Origin of the sequence: Lapidilactobacillus luobeiensis (genome assembly GCF_024345205.1) — a bacterium.
GTDB classification, from domain to species: Bacteria; Bacillota; Bacilli; order Lactobacillales; family Lactobacillaceae; genus Lapidilactobacillus; species Lapidilactobacillus luobeiensis.
The window spans coordinates 30021-46860 of the sequence record NZ_BROC01000023.1; the positions used below are offsets into that span (position 1 = coordinate 30021).

A 16840-nucleotide genomic window follows, 5' to 3' on the forward strand; every position below is an offset into this window, starting at 1 on the left:
ACTCTCTTCCTGATCAATCGCATAACGTAAAGTCAGTCCAATAGTACCATGATTTCTTTTCACTAATATCTGGGAACCCATTAAAAAAGCCGATTCCATTCAATTGTTACGGCTTTACTAAAACAACAACCTGATCGAACTTTGAATAAGTGATAAAAATCATTTACTATACTACTCCAGCATACTTCGTTAGCTCAGCAAAAAGCCATACCGTACAACCTAAAATTAATGATTTTTAAACATTTGTGCAAAAAAAGGGTGTTCCTACTGAACAGTACACTAAAAACACATTTCGTATATCAAGAATCCCCACACATATCCTTCATCATTTCGATTTTAGTGATCCTAGCGCTCAATGTAATAACATCTAGCAGAGAAGGCTTGTTTATAGAATAATTGTACTTTATACTGGTTGATAGTCATTCCATTCAATTATTATCGTGATAGCGATCAGCGCTACTTCCATTTTCAGAATTTATCTTATTGGCCTACTTAAATTAACTAGCGATACTAAGATCGTGTATCGGAGCAACCTTCGCAACACTAAATCACAAAATTCAAAATGATTGATTTTAATAGGTCTATTGGCCTATCAATCCATTAATAATAGCGGGGATAGGGAATTATGAAATCACAAATCAACCAGAGTTTAGAAACAAGAACCAACAACTTCGACATTATTCGATTTTTTGCGGCCGTCCTCGTAATCTGGTTTCATTCCTTTCCCTTAACTGGGCGAGGAAACCAGTATGAATTCATTAGTTCGATCACGAAAATGGAAACCACTGCGGGTGAAGTTGGTGTCATGATTTTCTTCATCATAAGCGGATTCCTGATAACAATGAGTTTTGATCATAGTAAGAGTCTCGGTCGTTTTTTAAAGGCGCGAGTCTTACGAATCATGCCAGCATACATTGTCGTGATTTTACTGTCGATTTTCGTTCTTGGCCCACTTTTGACGACACTACCATTAAAGGAATACTTTACGCATCCCTTGACCAAACAATATTTCTTAAACCTATCGTTGAAGAGCATGCACTACAATCTGCCTGGGGTCTTTGCAAACAATATTTATCCCAATGCGATCAATGGTTCGATCTGGACGCTCTGGTTTGAGTTTGTCTCATATCTGATGGTGGCCTTTCTAGGTGTTACTAAACTTTTGAGAAAAGAAACCAGTATCGGTATTTACCTTCTTTGCCTGTTTTTACTCTTGATCAAGTTCCCAGGTTTTTATTATTACATTTACTTTGGGCTCTTCTTTTCCGCTGGTATGATTTTTTATCAATGGCGCGATAAAATAATTCTGAATGGAAAACTGGCCTTACTGGCGATCCTGATTCTGATTGCAGGCGTTCAATTTAATCAATTTATTCCTGCCGCATCAATTGGTGGCTCATATCTGATTTTCTATCTAGCTTTGGGGCCTGTTCATAAATTCAGTAACTTCACTAAATACGGTGATTTATCTTATGGAATGTATATCTATTCTTTCGTCATCCAGCAGTTACTCATGTCATTGTTCAATAATCACCTGAACCAATTGGAAAACTTCTTACTGGCCCTACCGATTTCGATGATTTTTGCTTTCCTTTCTTGGCATCTGATTGAAAAAAGATGTATCCAACTTAAAAATAAAGTGATTTTTAAATTCAACAAGAAAAACGATGTTGCCCAAGACTGAATCAGCTTCGCTTTTTATAGAAAAGGACAGAACACCCATGACATCAGCGACAACTCTCCTACACCAAAAACAGATTCTATTTCTTAGTCCCAAATTTTTTTCCTACGAGCTTCTCTTAAAAAATGAACTTGAGGCCATGGGGGGCAAAGTGACTTTTTTTGATGAGCGCCCTTCGAATACGACTCTTGGTAAGGCCTTACTTCGGATAAATCGAAAGCTCATGAAGCAAAAAATCAAGAATTACTATGAGCAGATCATCGACCAGATCAAAGACCAACATTTTGACTATATTCTTATCTGTCAAGCCGAAGCCACGCCTACCTTTTTCCTTGATTACCTAACTAAAACATTCTCGCATATTCCTAAAACACTTTACCTATGGGATTCTGTTCGTAATAAAATCAATACTGTCGAGAAGACACCTTATTTTGATCAGGTGGAATCTTTTGATATTCAGGACTGTCAACACTATGGTTGGCACTTTCGTCCCCTATTCTTTGATAAAAGTTATGCCACCTTAGCACAAAACAAAACACAAGATTTAGATTTATTTTTTGTGGGAACTGTCCATTCGGATCGGTATCTTATCCTTGAGCAAATCAAACAGGAGTTTCTCCGAGAAAACAAGCACGTTTTTTACTATTATTTTATTCCTTCAAAATTAATGTTCTTCTACTACAAATATTTTAAGAAAATAATCCCCGGTGCCAAAATAAATGATTTCAACTATCACCCACTCGCACAGACCACTCTCCAAGAAAAGTTAACGAGCGCACAAGTGGTCGTTGATATTCAACACCCACTTCAAACTGGTTTAACGATGCGAACGATCGAAATGTTGGGCGCACATAAAAAACTGATTACGACAAACCAAGATATTGTTCATTATGATTTTTATGATCCTAATAATATTTGCGTGATTGATCGCGACCATGTAGTGATACCAGCCGAATTTCTAAACTCTACTTACCAGCCTGTTGCTCAAGAAATTTATCAACACTATTGTATCTCATCTTTTTTAACTGAGTTATTAGGACTAAATCAAGAGAATGTGAGGTATTACCATGAATGATCGACCAAGTATTTCTGTTGCGATGGCGACATACAATGGTGAAAAATATATTCGTCAGCAAATCGAAAGTATCCTAACACAACTAGCAGCGACCGATGAGCTGATCATCTCTGATAATGGCTCAAAGGATCAAACTTTGGAAATATTACAGGATGCTCTTGATCAGGATCCACGTATCCGACTTATCCATTGTGCCAAGCCCGGAGTCATCGCTAATTTCAATAATGCCTTGGCTCATTGCAATAATGACATCATTTTTCTTTCTGATCAAGATGATATTTGGCAATCTAACAAAGTGGCTGTGATGCTAAATAATTTTATGACGCACCCTAATATCGATTTGATCATGTCAGACATCACCGTAGTCGATGATCACTTAAATCCGGTCATTCCATCCTTCTTCGCTTACCGTGGCACAAAGCTAGGTGTCGTCAAGAATATCATAAAAAATACTTATATTGGCTGCGCAATGGCCTTTCGGAAGAGTTTTGTACGACCATTACTGCCAATTCCCGATAATGTTCCTATGCATGATATGTGGTTGGGGATCCTCGCCAATAAGCACCATGCAGCTATGTTGATCCCAGATAAACTCGTTTTATATCGTCGGCATAACAACACTGTTACCACTGTTGAAAACCACTCTTCTTTTGGTGAAAAAATCAAATGGCGTTTTGACATCATTCGAACAGTATTTTTTAGATAGGTGGAAAGCAGTTCTTTTGTAGTATAATAGTACAGTAATGTTAATCATTCTTGATCGATCACATCACCAGTACATCTCTGAGTTAAAGCGCTCAGCTTAAGCTTAACCGAGTGTCATAGAAGTACTTTTAGATTTGAAAGCGAGGACAAAATGAAAATATTAGTAACTGGCGCGAATGGCTATTTAGGTCAAGGTATTGTTAAGGCAATTCTCGACAATGGTCATTCAGTAATCGCAACTGATTTTAAGACACAATTTATTGACGACCGTGCGGAAAAAATAGCTGGTAATCTTTTTGAAGTCGAGGATCCTTATACCACGTTTGGTAAACCTGACGTTCTTTTGGATCTAGCTTGGCGCGATGGGTTTAAACACTATTCTGATGCTCATATCGATGATTTACCCAAGCACTATCATTTTATAAAAAAAATGATTGAATCTGGACTCGAAAAGATTGCAGTAATGGGCAGTATGCACGAGATCGGTTTCTTTGAGGGTAGTATCAACGAGTCAACACCGTGTAACCCTGTAACTCCTTATGGTATCAGCAAAAACGCCTTGCGTGAACTAACACAAATGTTAGCCAGCAAGTATGGGACAGTTTTTCAATGGTTACGCGGCTACTACATTGTCGGCCATTCAGAATTTGGAAGTTCGATTTTTTCAAAACTGACAGCGGCCGCTAACTCGGGTGAAAAAGAATTCCCATTCACTTTAGGACAAGATCAATTTGATTTTATTGATTATGACGTTTTTTGCAAACAGATAGCTGCTGCGATCGGTCAAAATGATGTTAATGGTATCATTGAGATTTGCTCAGGTAGACCGGAAAAATTAGCCGACCGAGTTGAACGTTTTATCCGTGAAAATAATTATAGTATTAAATTGAAATACGGGGCCTTTCCCGATCGACCTTATGACTCAAAAGCAATCTGGGGAAATAATACCAAGATCCAACACATCCTTGAACAGAAAAAGTATCTGAATAAATAAAATCAGTGGCTGAAGTTCGATCAGTTAGTACGCCATTGAGCTTGAGTATTTCAAAATATCAATAAGCACAGAGATCCTACTGGCCCGTTATTCTGGGCTAGTAGGATCTCTGTTTATAATACTTAAAAATTGTTCATTTAAAATTACTACTGATTTGCGATTTTGAGTGATTGATTTCTAAACCAATAATCGGCATAGTCTTTATTGCCAGTTGCATCGATTGCATAACGATCGATCACAAAGATATGCCTGCCAGCTAAACTGGCGTCAACCGATAGGCTGGTGCTGAAACCACTATATAATGAATTATAAACACTAGGATATTCTTTTTGGACATCTGGACGCAAATTATTTGAGATCCGAACACGTTTGATTTCTTTGTTCGTATCAGCATTCATGATGATCAAAAACCGATAATTACGACCCTGAGCCTCATCACTGGCATGCCAGCCCGAAATTTGGAGCATTGTACCGGTTACTGAAAATTTCTCAAGTGTTGCAACATTCATTGATTTTTTAGGAACCGCGATCGTGTTCGCGCGGAACCAATAATCGGAATAATCTTTACTACCAGTCGCATCAGAAGTGTAACGATCGATCACAAAAACCCTTTTTCCCGCCAAGCTAGCATCAACGGGCAGGCTAGTGGCAAAACCGCTGTATAAAGAATTGTAAACATTAGGATATTTGCTTTGGACATCTGCACGGGAACCACTTGTAACACGGACACGTTTGATTTCTCTATTGGTATCAGCATCCATAAAAATCAGATAACGATAGGCCCGCCCCTGTGCATCATCACTCGCATGCCAACCGGAGACCTGAATCGTAGAACCTGTCGCCATAAACTTTTCCAATGCCGCGATGTTCACAGATTTTTTGGGAACAGTAATAGTATTCGCGCGGAACCAATAATCCGAATAGTCTTTACTACCAGTCTGATCAGAAGTGTAACGATCGATCACAAAGACTCGTTTACCTGTGAGACTAGCATCCACAGCTACACTAGTGTTGAAACCACTATTTCCCGAATTGTAAACGTTAGGGTACTTATTTTTGATATCTGGACGCGAAACATTGGCAATTCGGACGCGTTTGATTTCTTTATTGGTATCAGCATCCATAAAAATCAAATAGCGATAATTACGACCCTGAGCCTCATCGCTGGCATGCCAGCCTGCCACTTGGATCGTCGCGTCCGTAGCCGTAAATTTCTCCAAAGTAGCCACATTTACTGCCTTTTTGGGGATTGTGATCGTATCAGAACGGAACCAAAAATCAAGATAATTTTTACTGCCCGCTGGATCCTTAGTATAGCGATCGATCACAAAAACTTTCTTACCCGCGAGTCCAGCATCAATAGCTATGCTTTCATCAAAACCACTATTCAAAGAGTTATCGACACTAGGATACACTCTCTGAACATCAGGACGCGCCAAGCTTGAGATTTGGATCCGTTTGATTTCCTTGTTTGTCTCTGCATCCATAATGATCAGATAACGGTAATTATAGTCACTGATCTCATTACTGATATGCCAACCACGCATTTTGAGCGTTGTTTGATTGGCAGTAAACTCATTAAGATCGCCTTTATTGATCGTAGTGAAGCGTCCATCATAGTCATAGCTCATATCGATTTTACCATAACCAGACACATCCCATTTATCCGTGTATTGCCAAGTCCCACAAGGTTGAAAACCTACCGTATCAGCACCATACTCCGCGATCCATAGATTCTTATCATGTAGATCGGCGACCTTGATCAACTTACTACTGAACCAAGAACGCATCGAATAAGTACTGGTATAGCTATACCCATGACCTTGAACGTAGTCGGTGAATGTATTGATATCCTTGGTAATCACACTTGAATTAGCGGAATTCTTTTTATCCTCGATATCTAGTGCTAAAACACGATCCGTTGAGATCCCAAGTAATTTGGCCTGCTTTACAAAAAAAGCTGCCTCTGCCACTGGACTATTACTAGTAGTTGAAGAATTGAACTCAGCGTAATGATAGGCATTGACCAATAAACCGGCCTTCTTGGCATTGACGATCTGAGCCGCCGCTTTAGGATTGATATACCAATCACCTTGAGTTAATTTGACCGTGACTGCCTTGACACCACGCTGCTTAAGTTGCTGAAAAAAAGCCAAATCACTTGACTGGTAACTTGCGATATCGGCAACTAAATTAGTTGCGGCCTGAACCGACCCAGGTTTGATCAGGCATAAAATTCCAAATAGAGATAAAACCACTAAAGATATTAGGTGATGCTTCGCCCTTTTTCTCAATACATTATTACCTCCTATCAAAAAGTATGATACATTTATTATTTTAGCATATCCCCTTAATCCCCAATATTACAGTTCATTAAAAATTTACCTCATCGTTCTCATGGGTTATAATTCAATTAATACGAGGAGGTTTTTTTAATGATCATAACTTCAATAGCACTATTTATCGGAGCATTGTTGCTCCTAAGCTATACCATTTTCTCATTCAAAAGATCTTCTGCACTAAAACGAATTATCCTAACTATTCTTGTCGTTGCTTTGCTTGTTGGTGGTGGGGTCACCCTAGGCACTGAGCAAAACTCAAAAACAAATGATGCTCAAATTGATTCTAGCACTCGAAGCACAAATAAAAGTAGCAAAACCTCTCAGAGAGCCCAACACGCCAGTCAAGATTCTACAGAGAGCGCTTCAAACAAGGATGCTGATCCGTCTTCGAATAGTTCTCGATCCAGTATAACCGATAATACTACAACTTCAGTGGCTGAGAACACATCGACAAGTTCGGTCGATTCGATTACTGGCTTTGCTAAAAGGACCTTCAACAATCAAGTTTCAACGGTCGAAAGTGGCCGCGTTTTGACGCTTGCTCCTAACGACTCAGACTTATTCACCAAAATATCACGAATCGTCTCACATAATCAAGAAGCCTATAACTTCGATGAAATAAGGGATAAGTTGATTACCATTTCTCAGAAATATCCTGACTATACGGTCAAGCTCGTTGATCCTTCGACAAAAGAAGAAATATACACTCTCCAAAATACTAAAACGATCGTTGATAAAATCTATACTAATTAAATCGAACTGCCCACCAATATTATCCAATCATTTATATAGCAGAATAGAGTGGGTGAGTAGTCTCAATAATGCCTACAGCTTTGAAGTAGACAATCCTTGATCGAAGAAACTTGACTCAACAAGATCAGTTATATTATTGCTATTAAGAAAAGTCACGACTTGAGCTCAAAATACTCAAGTCGTGACTTTTTTCTAAAAGATATTCTGACAATCCCGTCCCATAGCCGAATATTCATAGGAATCAGCTGAATCCATTGATAACAAACTCCTATTTCTCCAAGAAAAACTCAAAGCGCTCGCCCGCATATTGAGTCCGCACATATTCAAAGGGCCGACCATCGCTCAGATAAGTGATCTGACGCAAACGCAAGATGGCGTCTCCACGCTTTAAGTTTAGATAGTCGGCAATGCTTTCCGAGGCCAAGGTCGCTGTGATTGTTTGCTTAGCCTGGCCGATCGTGAACCCACCTTTTTGCTCCATGGTCGCATAAAAAGATTCCGTCACTTCGGCGCGGCTAAAATTCTTGACCATATCGGCGGGGATCGTTGCGACTTCGAAACAAATCGGTAAACTGTCCGCTAAACGGATCCGTTCCATGCGCACGACCTTATCAGTCTCACCCAAGTTTAAGCGTTCTTGCTCACTAAGGGATGGGCTGACCGTGCGATAAGAGATCGTCTGACTTGACGGAAATTTACCCTGAGAACGCATCAATTCTGTGAAGCTGGTGATCCCGGACATTTTTTCCTGGACCTTTTGTCGCGCTACGAAAGTTCCAGCGCCAACCCGACGTTCCAAGATCCCCTCTTCCACCAGCGTCTGTAAGGCCTGTCGTAAAGTCATGCGGCTAACTTTGAATTGGACCGAAAGCGCTCGTTCTGAAGGGATGCGATCGCCGACCTTCCAAACGCCCGACTCAATATCTCGTTTTAGCTGATTATGAATCTTGATATATACAGGAGAATCCACTGAGTTCACCTCTAACTCTCTATTCAGGATGATATTCAGTGCCGTAGCTGTAGGTTGCCTGTAAGGCCATATTTTGATCTAGTAAGTTCAAGTCAGCGTCACGACCAGCAGCTAAGATCCCCTTTGAATCTAGGTGGAATTCTTCGGCTTGGTTAACACTACTCATCAAAACGGCTTCATACATTGAGCAACCGGTAAAGCGTTGAATATTCTTGAATGCGTCAATAAACTGTAAAACAGAGCCGGCCAAAGTACCATCGGCCAAACGTGCCTGCTTATCTTTAACGAATACCTTCTGACCACCTAATTCACTTTCGCCTTCAGGCATACCTTTAGAGCGCATCGAATCGGTAACCAATTCGATCCGTTCTGGTCCCTTTTGATCAAAGGCTAAGCGGATCATGTCTGGCACGATATGGAAGCCATCGCAGATCAATTCCGCATGCATATTGTCTTCCAACATGGCATGACCAGTGACCCCAGGTTGACGATGCTTGAATTCTCGTTGCGCGTTGTAGAGATGGGTCACATGGGTCGCTTTACTGTTCAATAATTGTTCCCGCGTCGCGTTACTGTGACCTACTGATGGCACGATACCATTAGCTAAGCAATAGTCTTCAAAAGCTGCAGCGCCTTCATCTTCAGGAGCATAAGTGATCAATTTGACCAAACCGCCAGAAAGCTCGTTCCATTCACCCAATAACTCGGTATTGGGGTCTTTGATATATTGTTCTGGTTGCGCGCCTTTATAAACAGCAGAAATGAACGGACCTTCCAAATGTACGCCTTGGATGATCGGGTTCTTCGCCGCAGCAACCTTGACCCCACGCATGGCATGGGCGATATTTTCATTAGACTGCGTCATCGTCGTTGCGAATAAGGTGGTGACACCTTCATTGCGCATCATTTTAGTCGCCATCGTATCGATCTGCTCTGGATCGCCGTCCATCGCATCGTACCCGTAACCACCATGGGCATGAACATCGATGAATCCAGGAACGATCGTCAAACCCTGGACATTTTCGATTTCATCGCCGGCCTGAGCAACATATTCATAAACTGGCCCGACCGCTAAAACTTTTTGATCAAAACGGATATAGCCATCATCGATAACTTGATCCCCTGTATAGATTTTTGCATGTTTTAAGACTTTTACACCCATAAAGACATCTCCTTATTATTCTATCCACCATCCAGTATAGGTGGTATAGACCAAAAAAGCAAACGAATTCAAGCTTTTTCTCGACCAATTTCGGGAAAGAAGCGGGATTTAAGTACGCCTTCGTCAGACTGTCAAAAAGCAGTTTGCCTTGGTCCAGTTCAGGCACCCTCACCTTGATCTTTGGCGATCGTTGCATCCACCGCCTTAGTTAGCGCCGTTTCAAAGCCGGCCGCTTGTAACGCCAATATCCCCGCGATCGTTGTGCCTCCAGGCGAGGCGACCGCGTCGATCAATTCCCAAGGCACCTGATCACTTTGCTGGACCATTTGCGCGCTGCCGACCACCATTTGGCTGACGATCGCCTGAGCTTGCTGCTTCGTCAAACCATACTTAACCCCAGCATGGGCCAATGCATCAATAAATAAATAAACAAACGCTGGCGCACTGCCGGCCAGAGCAACAAAAGTACTAAAGTCTGCTTCCGGTAGATCAACAGTCGTGCCTAATGCAGAAAAAAGCCGCTGAGCTAAGGGATAGGCAGTTTTTCCAGCAGCCTCGTTAGCTGCTAACGCTGTCATTCCCTGACCGATCCGGACATTTAAATTAGGCATCACACGCACTATCGGTACGTTTGCGCCAAGCAACGCCTCCAAGGTAGCCAGATCGACCCCAGATAACAATGAAAACACTGGTAACTCGCGTTGCGCAAGTTCCGTTGCCAATGGCGCCAAAACACTATCTTTTTGCTGCGGTTTCACCGCCAAAATAAGCGCATCGGCCTGTTGAACGACGGCCAGATTACTAGCAATTGCCTGCAAACCATACTTATTTGCAAATGATTCATAGTTCTGAGGATGCGCACTATGGACCAAAATATCCGCAGCCGGAACCGTCTCCTTTTCCAGTAGCCCCAAAATGATCGCTTGCGCCATGTGACCAACGCCAATAAACCCTAATTTCACCAAGATTTCCTCCTCAAGATTTCAACTAGACCAATTTTAACGCAAAAATCAAACTATCTCAACTTTCGTCAAAACTGAACTTACCCAAATCGAACCTTGTCCGCTAACTCCCAGTTTCAAATAACTTTATCAAGATAACCAAGCGATTCCACTAAAACGAGTACAAAAAAAGGCCTTGGTTCAAAAACGAACCAAGACACTTCACTTACTTATTCGCTAAATCCAAATTGGGTTAGCTGGATTCGAACCAGCGCATAACGGAGTCAAAGTCCGTTGCCTTACCGCTTGGCTATAACCCAATAATATGGAGGAGAGTGGATTCGAACCACCGAACCCGAAGGAGCGGATTTACAGTCCGCCGCGTTTAGCCACTTCGCTACTCCTCCATTAAGGCTGGTCGGCTTAATAGCCAACTCAAATAGTTTACCGAAAAAAGTGATATTTTTCAAGCCCTAAACCCAAAAAAAGTATTTTGTGCCACGCACTTTTTTACAACAGGATTTTTAACCGCCTAACAGTCTATGATCAACATCTGCTAACACTCCCCAACTCCCAATGACCATCAGTAATCCTCATTCACTGTGAATTGATTTGTCGAATCGACTCCACACAACTAAAACCAGCGTTCAACTGAATTTTATTATAAAAAATGGCGATAACAAAAGAGTTAAATCTGAATCTTTCTTTTTTGCTCATAAAATCCCAAAAAGCGAATTAATTATCAGTTTATAGGTATGATAAGGAATAAACAATCATTTTATGTGACTTTTTTTGAAAAAGAAAATATAATAAAAGTCATTGTATCCAAAAGAGGAGAGTCTTCAATGATTGTTTATTCTATATTAATCGTTCTACTGGCTTTTATTTTACCATTCACGATCGCGTTCCTTCAAAAGAAATTAGATATCCTTAACTTCCTTTGGACTCAGCTTCTCCGTTTCATTGTCCTTTTAGGTTCACTCTACCTAGTTTCCCGTTTTCTGCTCCACCGCGATCTATTCGTTGCTACCAGCTACAACTTGATCTTCTCAATGCAATTACTTGGTTTGATCATTCTTGGCGTACTGATTTCCTTCTTGCTCAACCGTTATTTACATCTTGATCAACACTTAAAGATAATCAATTTGACTAAAGTTACACCTAAAAGAGTGATCTTAGCGATTCTTTTGAGTTTGCTGGCCGCCCTAAGTGTCTTTATTTATGAGGGTAGTTATTGGGCCACTAAGAATTTTGGTCTATTGAATCCTGAACAAGTGATCTATAATTTGAAACAACCGATGGAGGGAGCAGATTCAAGTTTTATTATCTCTTTTCTGAATGGTCCCCTTCTTGATACGATTCTTGTGCTGATCTGTTTGCTCCCTCTGTTCTTTGTTTTGAGCCACTGTGAATTTCAAATCATTCATCGCCCCAAGCTAGTACATTGGGGCGTAGCAGCCATGACTATCTTAGCTTCAGGCGCTTTGATCTATTCCGGTGCGGTCAACATCGACGCTAAGGGGTTCATTAAATATTTCACTTCTTCATCAACTTTTATCGAGGAGAATTATGTTGACCCAGCGACTACCAAACTTACCTTTCCCAAGAAAAAAAGAAATTTAATCTATATCTATGTTGAATCTTTGGAATCTACTAGTATCGATAAACTTCAAGGCGGTGAAATGTCGACTAATTTATTACCGGAATTGACCGAACTATCCAGTGAAGGTATTCACTTTTCTAACTCTGACAAACCATTCGGTGGTGCCTATCAATTCTATGGTACCGGCTGGACGATCGCTGGTATGGTTGCACAAACTGCCGGAATCCCTCTAAAAGTTCCCATTGACGGCAATTCATATGCCACCAGTAAAAGCGATTCATTTTTACCTGGCGCAACAACTTTAAATGATATTTTAGCCGAAGAAGGTTATCAACAAACTTTTTTGCTTGGTTCTGACGCAACATTTGGTGGCCGCCGCTCCTACTTCACCCAACATGGCAAAGTAACGATCGATGATTATCTTGCCGCCAAGAAGGAAAACCGAATCCCCAAAAATTATAAAGTTTGGTGGGGTTACGAAGATTCTAAATTGTTCGACTATGCTCAAGAGGATCTGAGCCAATTATCGACCAGTAGCAAACCTTTTAACTTTACAATGTTGACAGCTAACACTCATCATATTGGCGGATACCCCGAAAAGGACATGCCCAAGACATACTCAGAGCAATATTCAAATGTGATTGCTTACACGGATACCCAACTTGTGACTTTCGTGAACTGGCTCAAGCAACAACCGTTTTACAATAATACCACGGTTATCATCCATGGTGATCATCTTTCTATGGATGCTGATTATTATGCCAAGAAAAAAATCAGTAGTAGTAAACGTCATACTTTTAATCTTATTTTGAATGCTCCAATTGATAAGAGTACAGTCAAAACCAGAAATCGTACTTACGGTACATTTAATATGTTCCCAACAACTTTGGCAGCCCTAGGTGTCGATATCAAAGGAAATCGTTTGGGTCTAGGCACCAATCTTTTCTCCAACGAAAAGACGCTGGCCGAGAAATATGGTCGCAAGAAATTGAATAGCGAGCTTTCACAGAGTTCAAAATTCTATAATGATCGCTTTATTTATGATAAAGAAAAATAAGAGTTCAGTTTACAGCCTACTGGATCGGCCAAGAATCTGATGATCTGAATTAAATCCTTTATCATAACTCAAATCAAATCCCTATTAAATTCGACACTTATCAAAAAGACGAATCAGCGCCTGCTTAGCTCGGAGCTGATTCGTCTTTTTCTGCATTGTAATTCATGATGCCTAAAGCCCTATTGATCGTATTTGACCGACTAATAAAAAAATTTAATCATCTTTAGATTTTACTAATCAATCTATTTTATAATGATGTTATCTTTCAAATTAGAATAATGAAAGTCAATTGACTCCCGCTAAATAGATGGAAACTCGATCATGCTCAAATCACGTTGCCACTCCGCTAGAAAATTAGACTCCCGCCATTCATTCAAACGGCGTAAGCCATAACCAACCGGCGCGTGAAAATAAGTGGTTCCGGCGATCGTGACCGGTCGCTGACGCGTATGCAAATGCCCAAAGGCTACGCGCTCGACCTGATATTGCTGCAAAAGCTGGCCCAATGCCTGACTTCCTAATAGACCATTGATATTTTGCCAGCGTGGATGATCTAATTGATCAAAAATAAAATCACGCCGTGGTACAAAATGAGTTATAAATAAAATCTCATCACCACGCTCCCGCGCTATTTTTAAATCTAGCTCCACTTGCTGTAACACCCGTGCCATTCGTTCCTGATCAGATAGCGGCATGGCGATCCGACGGTCGATCCAATACGTGTTTTTCCATTGCTGAAAATCGGCAGCCGTGCGAGCAGTGGCCAACGAATCGGCCAAAGAGTAGTCATACCAGCCATTATTCCCCACCAAACTCACCTTTGTTCCCGGCAAATGGATCACGCGATGATGCAAATAATGCGGCCCCAACAATTCTGGTTGCTCCAGTTGATCATACGTGACCCCCCGCAACATATCATGATTGCCCGCCACAAAATAAACCCGCATCGATCGTCCCAAGGCTCGTTGAAGCCGCTCTACATAAGCAAATGTTTGTTCAAAATCATTGAACAGATCACCGGTCAATAAATAATGATCCACACCCGCCTCTTGTAAAAACTCGGCCTGTCGCGGAATCAACTCCATCAGATCCTGCCGATTGATATCCAAATGTTCATCACTGGAAATAGCTAGCTTCATTGGTGCCTCCTGGGGTAGGTTATTAGTTTTCCAATCGCAATAGAATAGCATGAAACAACGTCTGCTGCCTATACAAAACCATTTGTTGTCTTTTCCAAAATTTTACTAGAGGGCCAACTGCGCAACAGGTTCACTGACAATAAAAGATTTTAATATAGTGATAAAAGGCAATATCAACTGACGTTTCTGTTTGCCTTGTTCAACTGATAGCGCACCTTACTATTCGAGCTTCACTTGGTATAGTATGACTAAGTATTAGCAGCCTTTCTAATTTTGATTACTTTCGTATTTTAGTCCACGTACTTAGGTACGACAGGTGAGCGGCATGGTGTGGGATTATATGGGCAAACATTTCAATCCGCATTTTTCATGTGAGGTACGACCTCAACGACTTGGGAGAAGGTGTGTTCTGTTATTTCAATCCAAGCACCTCATACGAGGTACGACCTTGATTAATCGTAGCTTCTTCATCTAGACCCGATTTCAATCCACGTACCTCATACGAGGTACGACAAACAAGTCTCGAACATTGGCGGTACGTCAATATTTCAATCCACGTACCTCATACGAGGTACGACCGATTTCTGCCTCAGCATCAAACCCAGAAACTATTTCAATCCACGTACCTCATACGAGGTACGACATCTTTCTCATACGTACAATATTTTGTTCGCTATTTCAATCCACGTACCTCATACGAGGTACGACTACTGACCACGTCCTGACAATTCCACGGTTTGAATTTCAATCCACGTACCTCATACGAGGTACGACTTTATGCCCCGACAAAACGGCAGTCTAGACTTTAAATTTCAATCCACGTACCTCATACGAGGTACGACATTTCAGCGGCCAGTAAAGGACTAAGACGCATTATTTCAATCCACGTACCTCATACGAGGTACGACACGCTATTGCCAAAGAAAAATCGTTGGGTTGTCGATTTCAATCCACGTACCTCATACGAGGTACGACGGGCTGGTCGAGCCGTAACGCATAATGATTTCTCATTTCAATCCACGTACCTCATACGAGGTACGACGATTGCAGGCGTGTTTTGCGTAAAGATTGCCTATTTCAATCCACGTACCTCATACGAGGTACGACGTGTAAAACAGCCTTCTCCCATGCTTCCATGGTTATTTCAATCCACGTACCTCATACGAGGTACGACTAATCAGGTCAAGAAAATTATCAAGTTAGCGCATTTCAATCCACGTACCTCATACGAGGTACGACGTTTTTTCCGAGGACGAGGCCGACTATTCGGTATTTCAATCCACGTACCTCATACGAGGTACGACTTAATAACGTTGGTGGCTTTGCCGTCACGAATCATTTCAATCCACGTACCTCATACGAGGTACGACCGTTGTCCTAAAGACAGTTCGTCATCCCCGCTTATTTCAATCCACGTACCTCATACGAGGTACGACCAAGCCCTAGACTGGACTTGCCCCGATCTGCTCATTTCAATCCACGTACCTCATACGAGATACGACAGGTCTTTTCACGAGTGACTAAACCGCTGCGCATTTCAATCCACGTACCTCATACGAGGTACGACCTTGAAGGTGTTGATGAAACGAGCATTGGCTACATTTCAATCCACGTACCTCATACGAGGTACGACGTGACCTAATTGATCAAGCCCACGCACGGCTGATTTCAATCCACGTACCTCATACGAGGTACGACATAACTACCAACGCCAATTTTGTAATTATTTGATTTCAATCCACGTACCTCATACGAGGTACGACTCAACATCAGGACTAAGTGCAACTGACTTGACCATTTCAATCCACGTACCTCATACGAGGTACGACATCTGTTTTTGATTTTATTAGTTATTTCTTAATATTTCAATCCACGTACCTCATACGAGGTACGACAGATGGATCCCTTGAGGCTAGCCAAGATCCCGAATTTCAATCCACGTACCTCATACGAGGTACGACAAGGTAAAGCCAATGCCTGAGTTTAGTATGGAAATTTCAATCCACGTACCTCATACGAGGTACGACTGTGCACATTTTGTGCACATCATAATTCGCTAAATTTCAATCCACGTACCTCATACGAGGTACGACTTGGCGGCTTTATAGGGAGGCGACAGATATGCCTATTTCAATCCACGTACCTCATACGAGGTACGACAAAAATGTTGACGTTCAATTAAAAGCTGTTTTATTTCAATCCACGTACCTCATACGAGGTACGACGCTGACCGTAATGTTGGACGTTAACCCGAACCTATTTCAATCCACGTACCTCATACGAGGTACGACTGGCCTGATTTTTTGGACCAGATCAGACTTAGTGTAAAGTTTTACTCGGGAGGTCAATGTCAAAGAATAAATTATTTAAAGATAAAGTTGACAAAAGAAGACCGCAGCCCTCTAATTGAGTTACCAA

Annotated in this window: 11 protein-coding genes, 2 tRNA genes and 1 CRISPR repeat array; of the genes, 6 read left to right on the plus strand and 7 right to left on the minus strand. The window is 41.4% G+C overall.

All coding sequences use genetic code 11. The features are described 5' to 3' along the window. The first annotated feature begins 625 nt into the window (after positions 1-625). The 4 genes from OCU21_RS08195 (at position 626) to OCU21_RS08210 (ending at position 4455) form a co-directional block, all read left to right on the plus strand. The gene (locus OCU21_RS08195; protein ID WP_261806926.1) at positions 626-1684 is read left to right on the plus strand and encodes an acyltransferase family protein; all 1059 of its coding nucleotides are present in this window, start codon (positions 626-628) and stop codon (positions 1682-1684) included. Between the two features lie 37 nt (positions 1685-1721). Further along, on the plus strand, positions 1722-2756 hold the full coding sequence (locus tag OCU21_RS08200) for a WaaS/CpsH family glycosyltransferase (protein ID WP_261806927.1): 1035 nt from the start codon (positions 1722-1724) through the stop codon (positions 2754-2756). After that, positions 2749-3462: a glycosyltransferase family 2 protein gene (locus OCU21_RS08205; RefSeq protein ID WP_261806928.1), complete on the plus strand. Its 714-nt coding sequence runs from the start codon at positions 2749-2751 to the stop codon at positions 3460-3462. Before OCU21_RS08200 ends, OCU21_RS08205 begins: the two co-directional genes overlap by 8 nt. Positions 3463-3612: 150 nt before the next feature. Beyond that, positions 3613-4455, plus strand: coding sequence for an NAD-dependent epimerase/dehydratase family protein (locus OCU21_RS08210; protein WP_261806929.1), 843 nt, complete (start codon positions 3613-3615; stop codon positions 4453-4455). Between the two features lie 146 nt (positions 4456-4601). Here the strand turns inward: OCU21_RS08210 and OCU21_RS08215 are convergent, their stop codons facing one another. Beyond that, the gene (locus tag OCU21_RS08215) at positions 4602-6749 is read right to left on the minus strand and encodes a GH25 family lysozyme (protein WP_261806930.1); all 2148 of its coding nucleotides are present in this window, start codon (positions 6747-6749) and stop codon (positions 4602-4604) included. A 141-nt stretch (positions 6750-6890) separates the two neighbouring features. Between OCU21_RS08215 and OCU21_RS08220 the strand changes: the two genes are divergently transcribed. Further along, a complete protein-coding gene (locus tag OCU21_RS08220) occupies positions 6891-7550 on the plus strand; it encodes a hypothetical protein (RefSeq protein WP_261806931.1) in 660 nt (219 codons plus the stop codon). Between the two features lie 268 nt (positions 7551-7818). On the opposite strand, the gene OCU21_RS08225 is transcribed toward OCU21_RS08220, so the two are convergent. The 5 genes from OCU21_RS08225 to OCU21_RS08245 all read right to left on the minus strand — a co-directional run bounded on the left by OCU21_RS08225 (position 7819) and on the right by OCU21_RS08245 (position 11030). Continuing rightward, the gene (locus OCU21_RS08225) at positions 7819-8520 is read right to left on the minus strand and encodes a GntR family transcriptional regulator (RefSeq protein ID WP_261806932.1); all 702 of its coding nucleotides are present in this window, start codon (positions 8518-8520) and stop codon (positions 7819-7821) included. A 19-nt stretch (positions 8521-8539) separates the two neighbouring features. After that, on the minus strand, positions 8540-9682 hold the full coding sequence (gene nagA / locus OCU21_RS08230) for an N-acetylglucosamine-6-phosphate deacetylase (protein ID WP_261806933.1): 1143 nt from the start codon (positions 9680-9682) through the stop codon (positions 8540-8542). 158 nt (positions 9683-9840) lie between these two features. Next, the gene (gene proC, locus OCU21_RS08235) at positions 9841-10644 is read right to left on the minus strand and encodes a pyrroline-5-carboxylate reductase (RefSeq protein ID WP_261806934.1); all 804 of its coding nucleotides are present in this window, start codon (positions 10642-10644) and stop codon (positions 9841-9843) included. Positions 10645-10871: 227 nt separating this feature from the next. Then, a tRNA-Gln gene (locus tag OCU21_RS08240) sits at positions 10872-10943 on the minus strand. Between the two features lie 6 nt (positions 10944-10949). Then, a tRNA-Tyr gene (locus OCU21_RS08245) sits at positions 10950-11030 on the minus strand. Positions 11031-11468: 438 nt separating this feature from the next. On the opposite strand from OCU21_RS08245, the gene OCU21_RS08250 reads away from it, so the two are divergent. Further along, entirely contained in the window at positions 11469-13283 is a 1815-nt protein-coding gene (locus OCU21_RS08250; protein ID WP_261806935.1) for an LTA synthase family protein, read from the plus strand. A 299-nt stretch (positions 13284-13582) separates the two neighbouring features. On the opposite strand, the gene OCU21_RS08255 is transcribed toward OCU21_RS08250, so the two are convergent. Next, positions 13583-14422: a metallophosphoesterase gene (locus OCU21_RS08255; RefSeq protein WP_261806936.1), complete on the minus strand. Its 840-nt coding sequence runs from the start codon at positions 14420-14422 to the stop codon at positions 13583-13585. Positions 14423-14836: 414 nt separating this feature from the next. Further along, positions 14837-16713: a CRISPR direct-repeat array (repeat unit 33 nt; unit sequence ATTTCAATCCACGTACCTCATACGAGGTACGAC). Positions 16714-16840 lie beyond the last annotated feature (127 nt).